General features: G+C 35.9%; 19 protein-coding genes and 1 pseudogene. 8 read left to right on the plus strand and 12 right to left on the minus strand.

Annotated features, from left to right (window positions below; genetic code table 11):
• Window positions 1-100: 100 nt before the first annotated feature.
• A complete protein-coding gene (locus IGI63_RS03705) occupies window positions 101-2,014 on the plus strand; it encodes a PfkB family carbohydrate kinase (protein ID WP_429975335.1) in 1,914 nt (637 codons plus the stop codon).
• Between the two features lie 118 nt (window positions 2,015-2,132).
• Complete coding sequence (locus IGI63_RS03710) at window positions 2,133-3,641, plus strand: helix-turn-helix domain-containing protein (RefSeq protein ID WP_002394554.1); 1,509 nt, start codon at window positions 2,133-2,135, stop codon at window positions 3,639-3,641.
• Window positions 3,642-3,955: 314 nt separating this feature from the next.
• Here IGI63_RS03710 and IGI63_RS03715 read toward each other — a convergent pair whose 3' ends face one another.
• The 7 genes from IGI63_RS03715 to IGI63_RS03745 all read right to left on the minus strand — a co-directional run bounded on the left by IGI63_RS03715 (window position 3,956) and on the right by IGI63_RS03745 (window position 12,755).
• Window positions 3,956-4,801 (minus strand): hypothetical protein, encoded by an 846-nt coding sequence (locus IGI63_RS03715; RefSeq protein ID WP_429975336.1) that lies wholly within the window; start codon window positions 4,799-4,801, stop codon window positions 3,956-3,958.
• On the minus strand, window positions 4,794-5,321 hold the full coding sequence (locus IGI63_RS03720) for a 5-bromo-4-chloroindolyl phosphate hydrolysis family protein (protein ID WP_048737323.1): 528 nt from the start codon (window positions 5,319-5,321) through the stop codon (window positions 4,794-4,796). The genes IGI63_RS03715 and IGI63_RS03720 overlap by 8 nt, the downstream gene beginning before the upstream one ends.
• A gap of 283 nt (window positions 5,322-5,604) precedes the next feature.
• Window positions 5,605-6,324 (minus strand): MIP/aquaporin family protein, encoded by a 720-nt coding sequence (locus tag IGI63_RS03725; RefSeq protein WP_002357140.1) that lies wholly within the window; start codon window positions 6,322-6,324, stop codon window positions 5,605-5,607.
• Window positions 6,325-6,331: 7 nt separating this feature from the next.
• A complete protein-coding gene (gene glpO / locus IGI63_RS03730; protein ID WP_192190072.1) occupies window positions 6,332-8,161 on the minus strand; it encodes a type 1 glycerol-3-phosphate oxidase in 1,830 nt (609 codons plus the stop codon).
• A gap of 20 nt (window positions 8,162-8,181) precedes the next feature.
• Window positions 8,182-9,687 (minus strand): glycerol kinase GlpK, encoded by a 1,506-nt coding sequence (glpK, locus tag IGI63_RS03735; RefSeq protein WP_071646736.1) that lies wholly within the window; start codon window positions 9,685-9,687, stop codon window positions 8,182-8,184.
• A gap of 277 nt (window positions 9,688-9,964) precedes the next feature.
• A complete protein-coding gene (locus IGI63_RS03740) occupies window positions 9,965-11,431 on the minus strand; it encodes a helix-turn-helix domain-containing protein (protein WP_429975337.1) in 1,467 nt (488 codons plus the stop codon).
• On the minus strand, window positions 11,421-12,755 hold the full coding sequence (locus IGI63_RS03745; protein ID WP_429975338.1) for an FAD-dependent oxidoreductase: 1,335 nt from the start codon (window positions 12,753-12,755) through the stop codon (window positions 11,421-11,423). Before IGI63_RS03745 ends, IGI63_RS03740 begins: the two co-directional genes overlap by 11 nt.
• Window positions 12,756-12,934: 179 nt before the next feature.
• Between IGI63_RS03745 and IGI63_RS03750 the strand changes: the two genes are divergently transcribed.
• On the plus strand, window positions 12,935-13,291 hold the full coding sequence (locus IGI63_RS03750; RefSeq protein ID WP_002365807.1) for a hypothetical protein: 357 nt from the start codon (window positions 12,935-12,937) through the stop codon (window positions 13,289-13,291).
• 33 nt (window positions 13,292-13,324) lie between these two features.
• On the plus strand, window positions 13,325-13,486 hold the full coding sequence (locus tag IGI63_RS03755; protein WP_002357133.1) for a hypothetical protein: 162 nt from the start codon (window positions 13,325-13,327) through the stop codon (window positions 13,484-13,486).
• Between the two features lie 240 nt (window positions 13,487-13,726).
• On the opposite strand, the gene IGI63_RS03760 is transcribed toward IGI63_RS03755, so the two are convergent.
• The 4 genes from IGI63_RS03760 to IGI63_RS03775 all read right to left on the minus strand — a co-directional run bounded on the left by IGI63_RS03760 (window position 13,727) and on the right by IGI63_RS03775 (window position 18,525).
• Window positions 13,727-14,176 (minus strand): hypothetical protein, encoded by a 450-nt coding sequence (locus IGI63_RS03760; protein WP_429975339.1) that lies wholly within the window; start codon window positions 14,174-14,176, stop codon window positions 13,727-13,729.
• Between the two features lie 69 nt (window positions 14,177-14,245).
• On the minus strand, window positions 14,246-14,782 hold the full coding sequence (locus IGI63_RS03765) for a GNAT family N-acetyltransferase (protein WP_002381760.1): 537 nt from the start codon (window positions 14,780-14,782) through the stop codon (window positions 14,246-14,248).
• A 69-nt stretch (window positions 14,783-14,851) separates the two neighbouring features.
• On the minus strand, window positions 14,852-17,557 hold the full coding sequence (locus IGI63_RS03770) for a cation-translocating P-type ATPase (protein ID WP_429975340.1): 2,706 nt from the start codon (window positions 17,555-17,557) through the stop codon (window positions 14,852-14,854).
• A gap of 317 nt (window positions 17,558-17,874) precedes the next feature.
• On the minus strand, window positions 17,875-18,525 hold the full coding sequence (locus tag IGI63_RS03775; RefSeq protein WP_429975341.1) for a YczE/YyaS/YitT family protein: 651 nt from the start codon (window positions 18,523-18,525) through the stop codon (window positions 17,875-17,877).
• A gap of 88 nt (window positions 18,526-18,613) precedes the next feature.
• Between IGI63_RS03775 and IGI63_RS03780 the strand changes: the two are divergent.
• From IGI63_RS03780 to IGI63_RS03790, 3 genes and pseudogenes are all read left to right on the plus strand, one after another.
• Window positions 18,614-19,274 (plus strand): annotated as a pseudogene (locus IGI63_RS03780) (cyclic nucleotide-binding domain-containing protein).
• Window positions 19,275-19,345: 71 nt separating this feature from the next.
• Window positions 19,346-19,741 carry a DUF3224 domain-containing protein gene (locus IGI63_RS03785; protein ID WP_002362038.1) on the plus strand — a complete coding sequence of 132 codons (396 nt, stop codon included), beginning with the start codon at window positions 19,346-19,348 and terminating at the stop codon, window positions 19,739-19,741.
• Window positions 19,742-19,850: 109 nt separating this feature from the next.
• Window positions 19,851-21,032 (plus strand): multidrug effflux MFS transporter, encoded by a 1,182-nt coding sequence (locus IGI63_RS03790; protein ID WP_429975343.1) that lies wholly within the window; start codon window positions 19,851-19,853, stop codon window positions 21,030-21,032.
• Window positions 21,033-21,068: 36 nt separating this feature from the next.
• On the opposite strand, the gene IGI63_RS03795 is transcribed toward IGI63_RS03790, so the two are convergent.
• Window positions 21,069-22,904, minus strand: a complete 1,836-nt coding sequence (locus tag IGI63_RS03795; RefSeq protein WP_429975345.1) for an LTA synthase family protein — start codon at window positions 22,902-22,904, stop codon at window positions 21,069-21,071.
• 208 nt (window positions 22,905-23,112) lie between these two features.
• Here IGI63_RS03795 and IGI63_RS03800 point away from each other — a divergent pair, with 208 nt between their 5' ends.
• A complete protein-coding gene (locus IGI63_RS03800) occupies window positions 23,113-23,262 on the plus strand; it encodes a hypothetical protein (protein ID WP_002357118.1) in 150 nt (49 codons plus the stop codon).
• Window positions 23,263-23,310: the final 48 nt, after the last annotated feature.

Genomic DNA, 23,310 nt, shown 5'->3' on the forward strand with positions numbered 1-23,310 from the left:
AAGTCAAGCAGAATTTCTAAATAATAAATAATTAGGCTTTTTCTTGACTTTCTGCTTTTAGAATGCTTACTATAAAAAAGAGTTCAGTGAAAGGACGAAAATGATGAATATTAAAGATATTGCAAAATTAGCTGGCGTTTCCGCTTCAACTGTATCCAAAATTATAAATAATAAAGATCAAACTATTAGTAAAGAAACCCGTGAGCGTGTCTTAAAAATCGTTCGAGATTACAACTACACACCTTACTCAGCAAATCTAGTCACAAATAGTACTACAAAAACCTTCGTGTTATTATTAAATAGCCATGAAACTTTTGAGGCTTGGGTTACGAGCTTTATTGATAAAGCTCAAGAAAATGGCTATAGCTGCTTGATTTTAAATAGTCACGGTAGTTTAGAACAAGAACTGAAAAATATTACCTCGCCAACTTTAAAACAAGCCAGTGGCATTATTTGGGACCCAATCAATGAAAACAGTAAACAATACGCGAAATTTATAGAAGAATTAACGATTCCTTACTATTTCGTCAATCACTCAACTAACGAATTGCCTTCTCTAGCGAGGCTTTATGAAGAAGCTAGTTATGTTTTAACCCGAGAATTATTACAGAATAACCATAAAAAAATTAGTTATTTCGTCACTAACCAAAAATATAAAGAAGCAATTATTGCAGGCTATAAAAAAGCCTTATTTGATGTCAATTTACCCTTCAGTAAAGAAAATATTTTAACTACTATCCCTGCTGATTTCAGTAATCAGCTTATCACAGATGGGATTACGGGTATCCTTACTGATGACTATACCCAGGCTGTTTTTTTGGAACAGCTTTTAAAGCAGAGCGGTTTGCGAACCCCCGATAATTACTCTTTACTCGCAATTAAGCGAAAAATTGATCGTTCATTTTTACCTGATCATATTTCTTCCGTCTTATTAGATACAGAGACGTTTGGTAGCCAGTTAGCCTTATTATTGCTTAACAAACGCAAAGAAAAAACAGCCTTGATTAATGAGGCTGAAAAATTGGTGCTAGATCACAAAAATACATTAGGCATGTCTAGTGTTAATCCACATAGCAAAATGATTGTAGTGGGTAGTTTAAACGTTGATAATTATCTGTATTCAACAAATTTACCACATAACGGCAAAACAAATTTTTTGTCTAGCTATGCTAAATTCCCCGGCGGAAAAGGATTAAATCAAGCTGTTGGCTTAACCAAACTGGGCCATCAGGCCACCTTAATTGGTTGTTTAGGCTCAGACACAGATGCGAATTACTTATATAAAGAATTAGAAAAATACCACGTTACGACAGATGGTATCACACGTATTCAAGATACTGAGACTGGTCAAGCTTATATTTATGTTGAGACAAGCGGCGACTCCATGATTTCAATCTTACCTGGTGCAAACACAGCGCTTACACCTAAAAAAATCGCACAGCAAAAACACCTATTTATGGATGCCAGTTTTTGTCTCATTCAAACAGAAATTCCTTTGTCTGCTGTAGAGAAAGCTTGTGAAATTGCCCAACATTCAGGCGTACCGATTATTTTAAAACCAGCTGCTATTCATCATATTCCAGTGAATATACTAGAAAAGGTTGATTTTTTCATTCCCAATGAAGATGAATTATTGGAACTTCAACCAGATACTGGTACATTAGAAGATAAAGCGGCGTACTTCTTAGAAATGGGCGTAAAAAATGTCATTGTTACTTTAGGAAAAAAAGGCGTGTTATTAAAAACACCCCAAGTGTGCCACTATTTCCCTGCAACAGAAAATATAGCTGTGGATAGTACTGGTGCCAGTGACAGCTTTATCAGCGCGCTTGCCTCCTATCTTTCGAAAGGTTATCCGACTGAAGCAGCCATTCAAATAGCAATTCAGGCTGCAGGATTTTCAGTTTCTAAAGAAGGGGTGATTGATTCTTTAGTTGATCACGTCACTTTGGAAAATTATTTGATAAAAAAAGAACCCGCTCTTTTTGCTCATCGTAACACCTGTGTCGACTGACACAGGTGTTTTCCTGCTGAATATCTTGTTATTTTCTCATAAACCAATGAGAATTGTTCTTTTTTATTACAATTTATTAGGCGAACTATTATAATAAAAGAGAAGTTATTACTAAGGAGTGAGTCTCATCAAAACACAAGATGCCATAAAAACATTTTTACTTTCAAAGAAAACACAAAAAAAATTGGCTGTCTTTTTATACTTAGCAAAACAAACAAACCTTGATTTATCTAGTGTTGCCCGAAAATTCGATCTTTCTACTAAAAATTTATCAATTTATCTTCGTGAAATTCAAGAAGACTTAGCAACCCTTCCTGAAAATACCTTAGAGATTCAGATCCATCACGGAAAAATTTCATTACATACGACTTCCAATGATTTTCTTTCCCACTATTTTTTATTATTTAATTATTACTGTGTCCATTCTACTGACTTCATTCTTTTTCAAGCAATTATCAAAAAAGAAAACAATTCTGTCTGGAAAGTGAGTCAAGAAACTAATTTTAGCTCATCTTACATTTACAAACGGTTAAATAACATTAATAAACTATTTGGTTTGTATGGAATTTCCGTCCATTTTTCCCCCTCCGCGAGTAAAGTGATTACAGGTTCTGAATTTCAAGTCCTATATGCTTTTCTTGATGTCTACTGGACCATCTTTTTAAATACCTTAGCCTTACCACGTTATACCTCTACTTATTTTGAAGATATACTGACGCAACATATTAAACCAGAAATTCTTGAACGCTTGGAACACGCTTCTCTACTAAAATTAAATTTACTTTTACACATCGCAAAATATCGCTTTCCATATACTTGTGAAGATGATCTCCAAAAAGAATTTGAAGAACATCCTTATTTAAGGCTTTTCTCAGACTCAAAACAAACTATTTTTTGTTCCCAATCAAATTTTTCAGAAGATCAACAGCGGGTTGTAGATATCATTGCACCCATTGCCATTGATAATTTTGATTCAGCAAAACGAGCCAAAGATTTACTGACTGCTCTAAATGAAATTTCTTGCCCAGAATATTTCTACGTTGATTCTTTATTAACCAATTTTTGCGAAGTTTTTCAAATTCCAAAAATGCGTGAATTTGATCGTCATTACTTCTTACTTATTTTATTTAAAAATATTATCTATAACCAATTATTTATTTCACAGCAACCAAATACCGCGATTCTAGATTTTTTAGTCAATAAAAATAGTACTTATCAAAAAGATTTACAGAAAAAAATTTATGCTTTTTATCAAAACTTTTCAGCGCATTCCCCTTATCAGTTAAGATTTAAGGATCAGGAGAACCCAATTTGGACATGTGAATTGTTGTTACGAATTTATAAGCACTATAGTCCCCGCAAAAAAATTAAAATTGGTGTTGCATATTCTCGCGATTTTTACATTGCTAGCTTTATTATGATGAAAATCAAGCAAGCATTTAGTGAGGATATTATTTTTGAACGAACCGATTTTTCTAGTTGTGATATTGTGATTACTGACTATCCCTTATTTGATTTACCAAAAGAAATAGACCGAATTTACATTTTAGAAGAAGAATTAACCCGAGAAGATTGGGAACTAATTTTCAGTAAAATAAGTATCGCCATTTTTGATTTGCAATATTAAAACAAACATCAAGCGCCAACCTGTCTCACCAGCCATAATGAAAACAAGCAACCTACAAACCACTTCTGCCAGTTTTAGTCTGACAGAAAATAGTTTGTAGGTCGCTTGTATATTGCTGTTCTTTTCTACGTTACCTTCAAAGACAATCTAGTAAGTGGGTACACGTCGTACTTCAGTCCTTAAAGTGCTACGCTTCCACCGCTGATCAGTTTTTAAGCCTGAGACAAAAATCCAAAGTGTTTTTTGTCTCAGGCTCTTACATTTTTTCAACAAAGGTATTGCTAGGCGCTACTTGAAGATGAAAACTATTTTCTCTATCGAGATTCCTCATCAGTAGACTCAAATTTAAAACTTTTTTCTATAAAAGCGACTTCTTTTGCGTATGTTTTTACAAAAGAAGAATAGTCTTTGGGATCTTTGACCTTTTCCAATTGGTCAACAGAGACTTCTAATTCAAATCCTGTCCCATCTTTAAAGAGATAATATTTTGAGATGTCTGTATATCCTTGATTCCGTTTTAAAATATAGCCGGTTTGTACATCAGCAATTTTATCAATTGGATATGCTTTGATAAACTCTTTACTTGTATCTAAATAATCAGAAAGACTGTTGATAAGATTGCCAGAAAGGTACATACCTGCCGATGTATAATAGTCTCTTTTTTCATAAAAACTGATATTGCCTAGATATTTTGTATCTGGATACTCCTCTGTAGAAGGTAAAATTAAAAAGTTCTTTCCGCCACTGGTTTCAATATCGGCATCGCCGATAATTTCTATTTGGTAGCCTTGATTAAATAAAAGTTTATTTTGTTCTATTGTGACTTTTAGTGGTTTTTCTAAATCAACAGGTCCAGTTGTGGTAAGTCCAGCTTCTTTTAAAGGATAAACATCTTCTGATGAAGCGGAGTAATCCCAATAATCATCTTTCTCCGCAAGATCAATATATACTATAAAGCCAATTGCTACAGCAATGCCTATCCAAATAATTTTTTTGTTCTTTTTTTGTTTTTTCTTTTTTTTCGTCTGTGGTTTTACCACTTTTTTATTGGGGTTAGGAAGTTGCTTTACTGTGTCTGTTCTTGTGACAGGAAAAAACGACCATTTTGGCTTTTGAAAAAGCGCATCATATGTATCATAAAAATTCTTTTGTTTAGCCATTTTTTCTCTCCACTAATTTTTTTGATAAGGCAATTTCCTCAGATGCTTCGGAGACTAATCTTTCATAATCATCTGTGATACTTTCCGACAACACTCGTATGGTACTTAAGATACCATTGGTTGCAAGTGTTATTTCTTCTGTTGACAATTTATCTTCTTTAATGCTTAAAAACCGTTCTGATGCTCGTAAAATCTCTGGTACCTTATGATATAAAAAATCACTAAAATGAGTAATTGCTTCTGGATACTTCACTAAGTGTTTAAAGATGCCCTTAGCGGAAGCAACACCCAGTTCTACTTGTTCAATTTTTTTTAAATTTCGTGACTTATTCGTTAGTTCGTTTAAATAAATAATTTGTTTTTTTAATTCGTCCATAATTCTTTGGTACATCTCTAGGTCACTGTCCGTTAGATGGTGCGTCGTTTGATATTTTTTTAGATTTTTTTTATAACGGAAATACGTACGACCATTTCTATAAATAACCCAACCGATGTACCCAGCGCCCACTAACAAAACCATTATCCCATTCAAATCATGTACTCCTTTTTAAATTAGTATATATTACTGAACACATTGTCCAGATTAAAATTGACAAATAAGTATGAAATGTTACTCCCCCACTTACTTGTGCACTTTTATTGTATCATATAGGAAAATTGTTCTGTTCCGCATTTAGACAAATTGTCTAAATGTCTAAGGAAATCTTTTTTTGTTTAATATGTAGCAAAAAACACTTGCAAGAATTGATTACTTCTCACAAGCGTTTTTTATTGTCTAAAACAACTATTTACATTTCATTTTATTAAATAGTGAATAAATAAATTACTGCAGCTAATGAAGCCCCTAAGATAGGTCCCACAATTGGCACCCAAGAATAAGCCCAATCAGAATCACCTTTTGTTTTCACAGGAATAATTTGGTGCGCTAAACGAGGTCCTAAATCACGTGCAGGGTTAATTGCATAACCTGTAGGTCCGCCTAATGATAGACCTAGTCCTAAGACCAAAATCCCAACAAGCATTGGGTTAATGCCAGCCGCTAAGTCGTTTTGAGAAAAGGCTAGTAAGCCAAAAACCAAGACAAATGTGCCGATAATTTCTGTTAAAACATTGGCTGGATAGTTACGGACAGCTGGACCAGTGGCGAAGGTTCCTAAAATAGCACCTTTGTCTTCTGTAATGTTCCAATGGGGTAAATAAGCTAACCAGACAACTAAACCACCAATAAAACCGCCTAGGACTTGAGCTACGATATAAGGTAAAACCATGCCCCATTCAAAGTTTCCAGTAATTGCCATCGCAACTGTTACAGCAGGATTTAAATGCGCTGGACTCATATACCCAGACATGTAAACAGCTAATGTAACAGCAGCGCCCCAACCTAAAGCAATAACGACCCAACCAGAAGCAAAGGCTTTGCTTTTCTTCAAGTTAACTGCGGCACAGACGCCATCCCCTAGTAAAACTAAAATCATCGTTCCGAAAAATTCACCGAATAATTGTGTCATCATCGAAGTTCCCATTTTTTCTTCACCCTACTTTCAAATTTTTTAAATCTGATTCTTCAATTACTTTTTCTAATGTTTCAATGTGTCGTGCTCTTTCTTCCGCTGTCCACTGATAATGCTGTGCCATTTCTTCAATGACTCCCGCTTTCACTTGGTCCAAACGATCACGCATAAATAATAAGTGGTTGGTCCGTCGCAATAAAAAGTCGACGGGTGTTAAAGCCATTTCTTCTTCCATCGCATAGTTTAAAGAGACAGTTTCTGTTAAGGTTAAACCAGGAATTACTTTGGCATCATCAATCATTTCAAAAACAGTTGGTACGTTGGAGCCATATAAATGAGCTAAGTATAGTGCATCCTTTTCACTTAACCCTTTAGACACGCCATGTTTTGCCAACGCTTCCAATTCTTCGTCTACCGTTGCAGGGTTCAATTTTCCGCCTGAAACTGGATAGTTTTTAGAATCAATTAAGGTGAATTCTTTCTGGTATTCTTCTGCTAAGATGGTTTGAATCATTTTCATCGCACCTTCTGCCATTTTACGATAATCTGTTAATTTCCCACCAGCCAAAGTGAGCAAGCCATCCGCTGATCTTTCCAATGAGCTGCCTCGAGAGACAGCTGAAGGATTGACTTTATTTTCCACCAAACTGTCTTCCAGATGGTTTAGGACTTCTTCAATTTCTCGTTTATCTGTTTGGTTTTTTTGGTATCTGTCAACGACATCAATGACTTCATCAATACTTTTATCTGAAAGTTTTCCATTGTTTCCCCCATTATAATCTGAGCCACCGTTAGCAGAAATTAAAGGTCGTAAGCCAGCCCAGCTGGCTTCGATATCATCAATTGTTAATTGCACCTCTGGATAACGATTATTGACTACTTCCAATAGGTAATCCACATCACTTTGTTCTACTGTTGGATTTTGAAAGTCTCCATGGTAATCTGTATCCGTCGTCCCAAAATATGTTTTTTCTTCTCTTGGAACAACGAAGACCATGCGGCCATCTTGTTTACCTGTATCAAAATACGTTGGTTGAGGAACATTTAAACGGCTTTTGTCGACAACTAAATGAACCCCTTTGGTTGGACGCATTTGTGGTGTAAATGAATCATTTTTGTCTAAGCCTCTTAATTTATCTGACCAAGGACCAGTAGTATTAATCACAACATCTGCGTGAATCTCAAACTGTTCGTCAGTTAGTAGGTCCTTTGCTTGAATGCCAGTAATTTTCCCTTCATCATTGTATAAAAAGCCCACCGCTTGAACCCGACTCACAGCATGCGCCCCGTCAGCTACTGCTTGTTTAATATTTTCAATAACTAAACGAGCATCATTATTTCGATAATCTAAATAAACACCGCCACCTTGTAGACCTTCACTTTTTAGTTGTGGCTCACGTGCCAAAACCTCTTCTTTTGTTAACAAATAGTTGGCGTACTTGGTACCTGTTACATCAGCTAACTGATCATATAAATCCATTGCTATTTTGACAGAAAATAGATTAAATGTTGCATTTGGCTCATCATAAATTGGCAATAACATGGGATCCGCTTTAGGGATGTGTGGCGCAATGGATTGAACGACGGCTCGTTCTTTCACTGTATCTGCTACCACCTCCACGTCAAACGTTTTCAAATAGCGGATACCACCATGAACTAATTTGGTTGATCGTGAAGAGGTGCCCTCTGCGAAATCCTGCATTTCAATTAACCCTGTCTTCATTTTAGCGGCACTGGCTTGCAGGGCAACGCCTGCGCCAGTAATACCACCACCAATAATTAAGACATCTAAGTGTTGTGTTTTTAAAGCGTCGATTGATTGTCGGCGTGTTTCTATTGAGAAAGTCATAGAAAATTCCCCTTTTCCATTTACTTATTTTTACGTTTGAATTGTTGGGTAGCTGCTACTGCTTGTTGCCAACCTTCATATAAATCTTCTCGTTCTTCTTCCGCCATAATTGGTTCAAATTGTTGTCCTTCTTCTTGGAATGCTTTGATTTCTTCTAAGTCTTTCCAGAAGCCAACCGCTAAGCCCGCCAAGAAAGCTGCGCCTAAGGCCGTTGTTTCTAAGTTATGGGCTCTTTGAACAGCAGTGTTTAAAATATCTGCTTGGAATTGCATCAAGAAATCATTGTTTGCTGCTCCACCGTCTACTTTTAAGACAGGAATGTCTATGCCTGTATCTTCTTTCATCGTGTCAATAATGTCACGAACTTGATACGCAACTGCTTGAAGTGTCGCTTTGACAAAATCCTCTCTCGTGGTACCGCGTGTTAATCCAAAGACAGCCCCACGCGCTTGTGAATCCCAATATGGTGCGCCCAAACCAGTGAATGCCGGAACCACATAAACTTCATTGTGCCCTGTTGACGCTTTGGCTACTGCTTCAGATTCAGCAGCCGTTTGCAACATTTTTAAGCCATCTCGTAACCATTGAATCGCTGAACCAGCCACGAAGATACTTCCTTCCAAGGCATAATATACTTTGCCGTTAATGCCATAGCCAATAGTGGTAAGCAGATTATTTTTAGAAAGTTGAGGTTTTTCGCCAGTGTTCATGACAATAAATGAGCCTGTTCCATAGGTATTTTTAACCATCCCAGGTTCAAAGGCCATTTGACCAAATAAAGCGGCTTGTTGGTCACCAGCCATCCCAGCGATAGGTACTTCACTTCCGTAAAAATGGTAATTTTTTGTTAATCCATACACTTCAGAGTTCGAAACGACTTTCGGTAACATCACTCGTGGGATATTTAAAAGATCCAAAATTTCTTGATCCCAATCTAAATCATGGATATTAAACAACATCGTCCGACTTGCATTTGAATAATCAGTGACATGAGTATCTCCCGTTAATTTCCAAACGAGCCAAGTGTCAATTGTTCCAAACATCAATTCTCCATTTTCTGCACGTTCTTGCGCACCTTCTACGTGATCTAAGATCCAACGAACCTTCGTTGCTGAGAAATAAGCATCAATGATTAACCCAGTTTTTTCATGAATCATTTCGCTGTAGCCATCTTCTTTTAGTTGATCAGCAATAGGTGTCGTTTGGCGTGATTGCCAAACAATTGCGTTATAAATTGGTAACCCAGTTGCTTTGTCCCAAACAACGGTTGTTTCCCGTTGGTTTGTTATCCCAATTCCGGCAATATCTGTAGGTTTCACTCCTGACTCAATTAAAGAACCTGCAATAACGGATTGAACAGAATTCCAAATTTCATTGGCATTATGTTCCACCCAACCTGCATTAGGGAAATATTGAGTAAATTCCTTTTGTGAACTACCAATTTTGTTTCCTTTTTTATCAAAAATAATTGCACGAGAACTAGTCGTTCCTTGATCAATCGCCATAATGTATTTTTCTTCTGCCATGATAATTCCTCCTAAACGTTTTTGAAATCGTTTTTCTTTATGTCCCTATCTTACAAACAAAAGAATAACTAAACATGTCAAAAACTTTTTTTATTTTAAAAAAATTGAAAGGATTTCTACTAAAACCAACAAAGATAACGCTTTCAATAATACTTTTATTATCTCTAATTTTTCAATAAAAAGAAACATTTTTGTTTAAAAAAGCCTAATTTTCGACTTTTAATTGTAAAAAGGCTGGTGCGAGGATCAGATAATTTCCGTCACACCAACCTTTTGTTTATTTCTCCCGCAAGGTACGTATTTTCTTTTTTAATTGTTGCACATCATAGGTCGAACTTAATTCTGACAAAACATAGACTTCCGGTGTTCCTTGATAGCTCGTTTGCTGATAATTGGTCACAATTAAATCATATGTTTGTTCAGGCTGATACCTCTCCACCAGCGTGCCATTCATATTTTTAAGACTAAGCATTAATACTTGTGTTAACGCCGCTTGATAAAGAGCATCCATTGCTAAATGAATTCCAATTTTTATTTCGCCAATCATTTTAAATTCAATTAATGCCAACACGCTTAAATATTTGACCAGAGAAAGTTCATGCAAACTATCTCCTGGTTGATACGTTTCATCAAAACAAGCTAAAGCTTTTTCTAATAACGTTGTTGAAAAAGAAGCTAATTCCCGACTAGATAATTGCTGTTCTTTTTCCCAGATATGGGCCCGATCAAAAACTTCCAATTCTCCTTTAAAAAAATACAGTTTTCCATGAATTTGTGAAAAATAGTAAGCCATGGTTTTCTCAAGAGTAGGTTCAAATTTATGGGGCCGATAATACAAGACCACATTTTCCAAGATAAACGTATCAGCTAAAGAAACAGCGGAACGACGTCCCCGAATTAAGGAATATTCATCAAAAGCTGATTCTGGTAAGACCGACATTGTGATTAGAAAAACAAAATGAATCATGCTTTCTCCTTCGTCTAATTCTAATGAATAGCGACTAGAAAAACGGAAAAACAATTGTCGAACTTGCTTAAATAACGGATCTTCTTTAAAATCAATCATTTTCTTTCTCAATTGTTGATATTTTTTTGAAGTGACCGCTAGGCGCTTTTTCGTAATACTCAACCAAAGGCTAACTTTTAACGCATTATATTCATTAAAAGTAAAACCTAAGCCAGTCTCAATCCCTTCAATTATCCGTTTATTTAACGGCGACATCATTTTTTTCTGGTGTATTTCATAGGGAGTAATATACCAATACAACTGAAAGTAAAAGTAACGAATCTGCAATTCTTCTCCCTGTAGTTGTCCATTTTTTATTTGCAAATCAAAGGCGGCTAACAATTGATTGAGTTCTTTAATCTTTCGAAATAAAGAAGACTCACTAATCATAAATTTAGTCGTTAATTGAACAATAGAAAACTCTTTATTACGATATAAATAATCTAAAAGTTGAAATTTAAGAGACTCTTTTACAAATGCTTCAATTAAATGATTCAACGAAAAAAAATCCGATAAGGTGATTGATAGCTGTTGGCCATCATAAGTAAGCTGACAATCCTGTCCAAAAGGTTTCAAAAAATAATGTAAATCCTCTAAGTCTTTTTCAAAGGAGGCTTTTGTGACCGCTAAAAATGCTGTTAAATCAGAGACTGAGCAGGTGCCGCCTGCTAAGATGGTTTGTTGCACCGTTAATAATTGTCGCATCGCTTTCTTTTCCAATAACGTCTCAACTTTCATCGTTCTCTCTCCAATAAGCCGAAGCACCCATCAAATTTGTAATATCATAAATATTGGTTAAGGAAGGTTGATAAAAATAATCTTTTTGTAATAGGTCTGTCAGTGTCTGACCTGTTTGGATACTTAATGCTAACGTATTTATTTTTTCTAAACAATTGTTTTTTGAACAAAGCTGTGCACCAAGGACCCGTTGCGTCACTTTATCATAGATTAATTTGCCTAAAATTTCTGTCCCATGTTGTAGAGGCGGCGCTGGCTGTCTAACAATTACGGAAGCAAGTGTTTGCGGAAAAAATAAACCTTCCGTTTCGGTTAGACCTGTACTAGCAAGATAATAGTCCCCCACTTTTGTTCCCATTGTTCGCAAAGAGCCAATGAATCGGTGTGTTTTTTCTTCTAAATTGTTGGCGACTACTAAGCCAGTTCGTACCGCATTGTTCACTAACGGAGCATAAAAAGTTTCCGCGACTGGTTCATTCATAACTGAAATGCAATCTCCGATGGCAAAAACATTCGGCACTGAAGTTTGTAAATAAGAATCCACCGCGATTGTCTGATCCAGATTCCGTTGAATTTTTTTATCTAAATAGGCTAATTGAGGATGTAAGTTTAAAGCAAAAATCCCACTGTCACAAGAAATTTTCTGTTCGCTTGTTTCAAGAACAATACCATTTGCCGTTTCTTCAATTCCTAGGACCGTTTCTTCAAAATGGAAAATTACTGCTTGTTTTTCCAAAGATTTTTGAACATCTGCAACCATTTCTTTATCAAAATATTTAGGCAATAGATTTTCTAAACTTTCAAAGACATGGACAGTTTTCTTCATTTTCACAAGAAAATCAATAGCTTCCATTCCAATGGGTCCTGCACCAATGACGGCTACTGTCTGGCTCTTTTCCAGTAATGGAACAGCCGCTAAAGCACCTGATAAAAATTTATATTTGAGTAGTTTTTCTGTTTGACTACCACGAATTTGCGTGGAAAACTGGCTCGCGCCTGTCGCTAAAATCAATTTATCATAAGAATACCACTGTTGCTCTTCCTTTCGTGTCCAAGCAATCAATTGGTTCTCAACATCCATTGCCACAACTTCTCTATTTAAAAGCAACTGAATCTTTTGACGACGTAATTCCTCTTCCGTTATGTAACGTGCTTCGTGTAATTCATTGATGGTATGATTAAAATACGCACTTAAGCCACCAGATAAATACCCCACTGTTGCTTGTTTATCAATTAAAGAAATTTCTGCTTGGGGATATTTTTTCCTTGAAGCAATTGCTGCGGAAATACCTGCGAATGATGCACCAATAATCACAATTTTCATTTGTTTCCTCCTCTGTCAGGACCTACTATACTTCTCTCAGTTTATCATGATTAAAAAGAATGCTAAAGCAACAACTATAGTTTTCCTTTAAAATAATTATTTTTGCTGAGCGCATTGCTTTTCAAGCACTTTCATTTTCATTTATAATAAATGTTACTACTGTTTGAGGAGGAGTTTTCATGTCTGCAACAAAAGAGCAATTGGAACTATTTTTATTTTATTTATCTGAAACCCATACAAAAAGTTTATCTTTACATGACTTAGTTACAAGTCGACCACGCCCAGAAGAAGCGCGTATTTTATTAAATATTAACGAGGTTTTCACTTACTACCATAGCGCTCGTGTTCTCTACACAAGTGTTCCTGCTCTTGAAAACAACAAGTCTGAGCCTTTTTTCCAAGCCTTCGAAAATTTTTATTTTGAATTAAAACAACATTTTTTCAATGAAGAAGATGAAACCCATCAATTGAATGAACGTCTAGAGGAAATGAAAATTGCCTTTGAACAATTGACGGATGACTACAATGTTCTATAATAGAAGAGAACAATTCGTTGAGAAGGGGTCCTTATGAAGCAAGAAGAAGTGATTGAACGTTTAAAAGAAGAACTAAATTTGCCATTTTTTAATGGTACGCTAGAAGAAAAGAACTATTCTGAAGCAGATTATCAACAAATCAAGAAAGAGTTAATTCAATACTTTGATGATTATGTGCGAAATGTTGAAAATTAACAAGCTAAAACAACCTTTGATTTTAATAAAAATCAAAGGTTGTTTTATTATTAAATAAAAAAAAAAAAATAACAAAAAAACCACCGGCAGTTTTGCCGATGGAAAAGGAGTATTTACTCAATAAGAGTAAAATGAAAATAAAAAGGTTGTTGTTGGTATGAATTAATAATACAATACACTTTCTCTTTTGTCCATAAAAAAGACATGAAAAAAAAATATTAAATTCGTTAGTTATTTTTATTAGTTTTTTATTTTTTTCAAAAGAATGTTGCTCATCCGCGTAATGGCAAAGGTTAATTCATCCGTTGCTTGATCCTGCTTTTCCTCTGAAGCATTAAATAAATCTGCATCAATACCTGTTTCTGGATCTGTTGCTAAAATCATTTCATTGCATCCTGCTACATATTCTGTATAAGCATGTTGAAATTTTTTGTGAATGCCAAGTACTTGTGGCGTCGGTTTTAATGTTCCGACTTTTTTGAGCATTAATTCATATTTTTCAGTACCTTCTTTAAATTTTGCTTGAATTTCTGCAATTCGTTCGGCTGTTAAATCATTCACTTTATTCTTATCGATCGCTTGACGAACTTCTTCGTAATATGGATTCATGACTTCGCCAATGTCTTCTGTTGTTTTAACGATATCATTAATTGTTTGAACGTAAAATCCTAAATTTGGTCTCATAACCATCCCTCTTTTCCCTTTTCTCTTTCACTCCATTTTACACTTTTTCTATTCCATCTGACAAGTGGCACTTTTTCAGTCTTCATTCTTTTGATTTTTAACAGAGAAAACATAGTGAGGCATCGTTTTGCCACGGTATGTTTTAATGTATCGATCCCTAACAAGCATCTGGTTTCGAATAGCGACATTCATAGAGGCTAAGTTCGTATCACGAATCGTTGAAATAACTTCTGGAAAATTTAATACATCGAATGCGTATTGCTTTGTCGCTGCGGCAGCTTCAATCGCATACCCTTTGTGCCATTCTTTCACACATAAATGATAACCAATTTCTGGATAGCTCTTACCTTTTACTAATTGATTGGTGAGACCACACTCGCCGATGACTTCGCCTGTTCGTTTCTTCTCTAACGCCCATAAGCCGTAGCCGTATTCTTGATAGGACTGTAAGTTCCACTTTAGCCAGTTTGCAACCTCTTCATCAGAAAAAGCGTGTTCATAGGCATACATCACATTTTCATCTTGCAAAAATTTTTTCAATTCCGCTTCATCTTCCGACTGCCATTCTCTGACAATAAGTCGTTGTGTTTCGAAAATAATTTTCCGTTTCAAGCCCTTTCACTCCTTACATAAAGAAAAATTGACTGGTTTAAGTACCAGCCAATTTTCTTTTCTTATTTATTAAGCACCTTTACCTGCTTTACGTTGGAAGAACTTCACAATTTCCACAATTGGGATGATAGCAAAAGAAGTACCTGCTACAATTGCCCATTGATATGCATCTAAATGTGTAACGCTGAATAAATCATTAAATCCTGGAATAACAATCGTTGCAGCTAATAGCAAGAACGAAACAAGAATCCCATAGTTAAATGATTTGTTGCGGAATAAGCCAACTTTGAAAATTGATTGATAAATCGACTTCACATTAAAGGCATGGAACAATTGAATTAATCCCAAAGTAGCAAAGGCCATGGTTAAAGCATCGCCGTGTTGTAAATCATACAACGCTTGCGCCGATAAGTTTGTGTTAGCTGCGGTATGTGCTGGGAACATAATTGACATTTTATACACAATCAAAGTCAATGCCCCTTGCGTAATCCCTTGATAAACAACACTGCTTAAAACGCCGCCAGAGAAGAAGTTCGATTTTTTACCACGAGGTTCATGGCTCATCACATCACGTTCTGCTGGTTCCACACCTAACGCAATCGCTGGGAAAGTATCCGTTACTAAGTTAATCCACAATAAGTGAACAGGTAACAAGGTATCCCAATTGAGCATTGTTGCAATAAACAAGGTTAATACTTCCCCTAAGTTAGCTGAAAGTAAATATTGAATCGTTTTTTGGATATTTGAGAAGACTTTACGTCCTTCTTCTACCGCTACAATAATTGTTGAAAAGTTATCATCGGCAAGTACCATATCTGAAGCACCTTTTGATACTTCTGTTCCGGTAATTCCCATACCAATCCCGATGTCAGCAGCTTTTAAGGCTGGGGCATCATTTACGCCATCACCAGTCATAGCAACCACTTTTCCTTCTTGTTGCCACGCTTTAACAATCCGAACCTTGTGTTCTGGTGAAACACGAGCATAGACAGAGTAGTGTCCCACGACTTGTGCGAATTTTTCATCTGACAATTCATTTAATTCAGCGCCTGTGATGACTGCATCGTCGTCGCCTTCTTTGATGATGCCTAAACGTGCCGCAATTGCTTCTGCTGTATCACGGTGGTCACCCGTAATCATAATTGGACGAATACCCGCTTCTTTCGCGACTTTTACAGCATCTGCAGCTTCTTTTCTTTCTGGGTCAATCATACCGACTAAACCAGCAAATGTTAAATCTTTTTCCACAAGTTCAGAACTCATTTCGGCTGGAATCGTCTCAACATATTTATAAGCCATTCCTAAAACACGTAAGGCTTGTTTCGCTAATGAGGTGTTTGTTTTCAAAATTTCTTGACGTTTTGTTTCATCTAATGGACTTGTTTCTCCATTTGATAAGATTTCCGTACAACGTTTCAATAATTCATCTGGTGCACCTTTGACAGAAACTAGGAAGCCACCTGTTTTTAATTCATGAACTGTAGTCATTAATTTACGATCAGAGTCAAAAGGAATCTCTGCCACACGAGGTTCAGCTGCTACTTTTTCGGTTACGTTAAACGCATGATCTAAACCAAATTGTACTAAGGCAGTTTCTGTTGGGTCACCAATTAATGAACCACCTTGAGCGATTTTTGTATCATTCGTAAAGTTCATGATTTTTAAAGCCATATTATCAGCAGGGATTTCTGTGGAAGCAGATAAAACTTGACCATCTGTATACAACGCTTCAACGGTCATTTGATTTAAGGTTAACGTACCTGTTTTATCTGAACAGATAATGTCTGTACTTCCTAATGTTTCAACGGCTGGTAACTTACGGACAATCGCATTTTTCTTGGCCATTTTTTGGGTACCTAAAGCCAAAATAATTGTGACAATCGCTGGTAATCCTTCTGGAATTGCCGCTACAGCTAACGAAATTGACGTTAATAACATGTCAATCCATGAACGACCATTCATCATTCCTACCACAAACATCACCGCTGCAATGACTAAAATGGCAATTGTTAACATTTTACCCAATTGGTTTAAGTTTTGTTTTAAAGGCGTTTCCGTTTCTTGTTCGCTTGCTAGCATGCCAGCAATTTTACCGACTTCTGTATTCATTCCTGTGCCAACCACAACGCCAAGACCACGTCCATACGTCACATTACTATTGGAATAAGCCATATTGATTCGGTCACCGATACCAATATCGGTTCCCTCTAAGATGGTTACTTCTTTTTCAACTGGAACAGATTCACCGGTTAACGCTGCTTCTTCAATTTTTAAGCTATTCGCTTCCAATAAACGTAAATCGGCTGGAACGACATCCCCTGCTTCTAATAAAACAATGTCACCTGGCACTAATTCATCGCTTTTAACAGTAATGACGTGTCCATCACGGCGAACATTAGCATTTGGTGAAGACATTTCTTTTAATGCTTCAATGGCTTGTTCCGCTTTGGCTTCTTGGATGACCCCAAAGATGGCATTCAAGATAACAACCACTAAGATGATAATCGAGTCTACCACATCATGGGAAAAGACGGCTGAAATGACCGCTGCCGCTAATAAAACAATAATCATAAAATCTTTGAATTGCTCAAAGAATTTCACGGCAAGTGATTTTTTCTTCCCTTCATCTAGCACATTTTCCCCGTACGTTTCTAAACGCTTTTGAGCCTCCTGTGCACTTAATCCATCAGTTGTTGTGTTCATTTTCTCCAAAACAACTGTGTCGTCTTGTGCGTAAAACGCTTCAGACAATTGTGTTTTCTTTTCTTCTGACATGTTCTTCCTCCTCTATTTTTTGCAGCATCCTTCAAGTACTATTTTACATTTCATCAAAAATAAATGAAAAAAAATAGACTTGTGTATGCTACTTCGTCGAACATACATAAGTCTCACCGTTTAAGACAACACCAGAAATTGCTTTCGGAGTTGGTGATGTTGTCACAGCATAAATACTGTCAGTTACTCCCTCATGAAAAAACTATTTAACATTGATTGGAGAACCAATGTTATGAATAATTACTTAATTAGTATACCGTTTTCCACTCTTTTTTTCAAATAAAAGTTCTGCTCATTTGAAAAAAACTGAAATCCTTTCATTCGGATTTCAGTTTCTTGATTTGTATTCGTAAAATACGTTGTTGCCCCCGCTTTCGCGACCAACTAATAACCCAAGAAAGTAAGAAAAGACTAATCACGGTTCCCTCACGAACAAAAATCGGCAAATGATAACTAATGGACAATCCTAGTGCTAAACTGACACAAAAAATATCAACTAAATAACGATAAAACTGAAAACTATAGCGCGTTCTTTCAGAAATAAGTGTACAAAATTTTTCAATGGGAAATTGCAAAACACCTAGCGCAACTACCTGTCCTGTCCCCATTCCTGCTATGATTGTCCCTAAAATAAATAGAACAATTTTAACCAAATAATTTTGAAAAACAAGCGAACCAAATAATTGATATAAGAAAAAATTAATGACAAAACCAAAGCCAATTAACGCCACCAAAATAATCAAATAGTCCTGAATTTTACGCTGCTGATCTAACAACCAACACGTGCCTAAAAAAGCGAAATTGATAGCTGTGGTAACAGTTCCGACTTTTAAATGAGTAAGTGTTGCAAAGGTCACATTAAATGCATTAAAACTACTAACTCCAATGCCTGCTTGAATTGTCAAACTGATGCCCAATGCACTAATTAAATAAAAAAGAAACGATAGCACAATTTTTTTCTTCCACATTATAAAAACTCCTCTACTCTTGATACGTCTATTATGTGCTACAATAGAAGAAACAAATAGGAGATATCTCCTATTATAAGGAGAAAAAATGCTTAAAACAGCCTACCAACGATCACCGAAACAAGAATTAGCTAAAAATACGCCTTTTTTTAATGAAACTGATTTAAAACACAGTTTTATTATCGATTTTGAAAATCAAGAATTCATTCATCACCAAGCAGAGCCATTAAATTATCTTTTTTATTTAATCAAAGGAAAAGCGAAAATTTTAAAAACAGAACGCAATGGCCGCCAATCCATTGTTCAGTTTTTAACGACAGGTGATTTAATTGGCGATTTAACATTAGTTCAAGCGGAAACGATAGCCAAGGATCGCCTTAGGTGAAACCTGTTGTTTGGCTGTACCTTTAGCTTACGCAGAAACTGTTTTAAAAAACAAGGTACTTTTTATGCAGCAACTCAGCCATTATCTAGGGAAAAAAATGCTCCAACGGGTGGACCACTTTACAACGAATCAGACCTATGAACTAAGTTATCGGCTAGCGGAATTGCTATTGGTTGCCGCTAATCACGAAGATGTTTATAAAGAAAAACATACTGAGATTGCCGAATACTTAGGGGTTAGTTATCGCCATCTTATTTATACCTTCAAACAATTTCGAGAGCGCGGCTTTATTCAAAAACAAGGAACTGCTTATCACATCAACCGCTTAGCGTTACATTCTTTTGTGCAAAAAATGAAGAGTTAAAGTGGTGGATTGTTGACAAATAGTGCGCTTCCCGCTACCCTATTCTTATTAATAAGAAAGAAGGGACAGCAATGGAGCAAGCATCATTTACTGTATCTAGTTGGCAAGAACAACCGATTGACAATCTTAATGAAAATTTCCCAGTGAATCAAGCGAGCGCTACTTATCAACTGTCAGGCGCCTTATCTGGGACAGCTTCTGTGGAATACTTAATGACTTATCAAGGCTCTTCAATGGCTGATGGGCTTGAAGCTGTGGCTCAAGTGGTCGGTTTCCTACATTTCGAAGGAACTTATTTAGGAAAAAAAGGCACCTTTACTGCTTGCGAAAAAGGGACGTTTACACAGGGTCTTTTAGACTGCCCAGGTGAACTATTTCAAGCATCAGGTGAGCTTGCCGGTTTATCTGGTCGCTACACTTATGAATTTAGTCAAGAAGAAGCGCTTCTTCATTTAGACTTTGTATAATAAAAAATTTCAAGGAAAGTTGGTGACATTATTTTACTTATTTTAAATTTGGCGGTTGTAAAAGACAATGGGTGTTTTTGATTAGATTAAACTTTTAAGGAGAAAAATCATGAAAAACACCCGAAACACCGTCCCATCATTACTAATTATTATTTTGCTTGTGGGATTTCCACAAATCAGCGAGTCGATTTTCACACCTATTTTGCCCGCGCTGAGTTCTGCTTTTAACATTCACGATAGCGTGGCACAATTAACCATGAGTATTTATTTTGTTGCCTTTGCCGTTGGCGTTTTATTCTGGGGAATTTTATCCGATACGATTGGACGTCGCCCAACTATGTTATTAGGAATTTTATGCTATTTAATTGGAAATATTGGCCTTTTTTTGAGTCCGACATTTCCTTGGCTGTTATTCTTCCGTTTAATTCAAGCATTTGGTGCAAGCGTTGGTTCTGTCATTACCCAATCGATGATGCGGGAAAGCTTTAACGATCTTCAAAGAGGGAAAATTTTTGCTCAAACAAGCGCTGCCCTATCGCTATCTCCTGCCATCGGACCCTTAGTCGGCGGACTTGTTCAAACCTATTTTGGCTATCAGCATGTCTTTAGCACCTTAATTGTCATGGCTGTTCTATTACTTTTCTATAGTTTTTATCGTTTACCAGAAACCTTTCACTTAGGAAATGCCTTAACGAAAGCGCCTTTTTGGTCCGTGGCGAAACGCCTTTCCTTCGACTCGAAAGTTTGGTGCTACGGCTTATTGATTGGGGGCATTAATGGTTTATTGTTTAGCTACTATGCAGAAGCTCCGTTTATTTTCATCAATCACTTTGGCTTTAGCAGTGTCCAATATGGCTTTCTTGGTTTAGTTTTAGCTGTGTCTAGTATTCTTGCTGCGGTTCTTATCAATTGGTTGCTAGGATATTGGTCAGCGGAAAAAATTGCCTTTGCTGGTTTGCTGCTAAGTATCTTTGCGGCTTGCTGTTTATTAATAATGACACAATTTGAAACAATCATTGGTCTTATTTTGTTTATTTTTCTCTTTTTCTTAGGGATTAATATTACTTTGCCCAATGCCTTAAGTATGGCCTTAAAAGGCTATGAATCTGTAATTGGTACTGCCAGTGGAATTTTTAGTTTTGTCTATTACTTGTTTGTTAGTTTCTTTACCTATTTGATTAGTTACTTTCACAATGGTACCATTTGGGTCTTGCCGCTTTACTTTTTAAGTTTTGCTTGTCTGTTAGCTTTCAGCTATTATGTCATTGTTTATCGTAAAACTTTAAAATAAAAATCAAAAAACACACGAATATTTCGTGTGTTTTTTTTAGCTAAAAAATTGATTTTCTAAACTATATTGCTTCCCTGAAACAATGTCATATTGAATCAGTCGGTATTCCTCATATAGTTGTTCTTGCTTTTTATTCATTTCTACTGTTTTTTTCCATTCCCCACCGAGATAGTAATTCCCCTTTTCAAAAGCAGGCAATTGTTCTTGTACCTCATTTAGCATAGCGTAAAATCCCGATTGCGGTAAGCCGCTTTGTTGGAAAAGTGAGGGAGCAAAATAAAATGGACTAATAGTTGCTTGATGCTGATTTTTTTCTGTTAACTGGTTCGCCGTATCATACATTAGAAATTCTGTCTGGTGAAGGGCTGCCCCTTCATTCAACGCTTGAATGTTTTCATCATAAATACTTGGTAAGTGATCTCCCCAAAAAACGACTAATGTGCGTTTGGGCATTTTTTCGATTTCTTGTAGGAAATTTTTCAAAGCTTCGCTACTGTAGGCAATATCTTGCAAGTAATTATTGAGCGCGACTTGATTGCCGTTTCCTTGAGAAAAATAATTGGACGTTGTGTATTTATTTTCATAGGGCATATGTGTTTGCATAGTAACTAAATGAATGAATTGCGGTTGCTCTTTTTCTTTAAGCAGTGTCGTCACTTCCTGATACGCTGCTTGATCTGAAATGTAAGGATTATTTTCTAGTTTATCCGTATAGTTCATTGTTTTTTCATTGATAAATTGATCAAAACCTAAAATTTTATACACATCTTTTCGTTTATACATAGATGTATTGTACGGATGAATAGCCGTTGTTTGGTACTTTTGTTCCTTAAGTAATGAAACAATGGAAGGCAATTCCGTCATCTTAGGAATCATTATTGTATAAGGTGTAGTCATTTGGGCATTCATTAATTCCATCGAAAAACTTGTTAGGGCTTCAAATTCAATATTCGCAGTTCCGCCCCCGTAGTTTTGTGAAAGCATCTGGCCACTGTAAGTTTTATCAGCGATTTGCTGATAATCAGCTAAAGGGTTACCAATAATGGACAAACCTTTCAGATGATCTGGATTTGAAAAACTTTCACTCATGACAAACACAATATTTGGTTGCTCATTGTTCGGCACTGGTTTCGCCTCGGCCAACTTTTGATATTTCTGAGTAATTTCTGAAATAGCTTCTTTTGAATAACCCTTTGGTTGGTCCATAGCCTCTACTTTTAAATTATATAGAAAACCACCAATAAATCCTGTATTGTAGTAATTCATTTTTTGGCTGTAAGGAATCCATAACGCGGTTTTATTATAGGCTTTACGTAACAAATTTTGCGGATTGTTAAAATCACCAATATATGAAAATAGACCAATCGAAAGAACAAGACTTAACACACGAATCGTTTGTTTTTTCTTCGATAAAAAGAAACTTTTATAAAAGGCTTTTCCTAAGAAAAAAAGTGCTACACAACCTAACGCTACCACAAAAATAAACGGCCATAAACCAACCATTTCTTTTAATAAACTAACTTCTGTGATCATTTTTAAGTCGTCTGGATAAATAGGTTCGACACGATAAAACATCTTTTGATAGTCAGCAAATCCTAAAACACCTATTATGACACTATATAAAAGAGCGCCAACTCCTAATGAACCTGCCAAACTACATAAAAAAAGTAAAAAAACGCTTAGCACAAAACAACCTAAGAAAAACTTTTCCGTATGCCACGAAAAAGCAAACTTGAAGGCTAAATCAACAGACAAGTTATTCTGACACCATTGCAAATATAAATTACTAAAAATAATTAATAAGATGAACCCGATTCCATACAAAAGGTAGCGGTAGGGCCATCGTCTAAATTTCTCAACTCTCTTTTTCACATCGATCTCCTATTCAAAAACTAGTAATGTATTTATTTTATGCTTCTTGAAAAAGAATGTAAAGAAGTAGCTAGCAAAGAAGTCTAAGGAATGGTAAAGAAAAAATGTTATTTGTTGCAAAAATAATTTTCCAGTGGTATAGTAACAATGGAATTTCGTTATCAGTTATCGTCGCCTTTTTAGAGTACTTTATGAAAGGAGAATAACTATGACTTACAAAGTAAAAAACATTCAATACCGTATTCAATTAGACACAGACAAAAATATTTTCATTGTTTTTGATGCAAAAAATGAAAGTAAAACAGCAACTGGTCACACAATTGAAGAAGCAATTGCACACTTAAAACAATTAAACTAAGGAGTGACAAACATTTCCATGCAAGACCCTTTAGGTAGTTATTTAAGC

The sequence above is a fragment of the Enterococcus sp. DIV0086 genome, assembly GCF_050498705.1.
GTDB lineage: Bacteria > Bacillota > Bacilli > Lactobacillales > Enterococcaceae > Enterococcus > Enterococcus faecalis.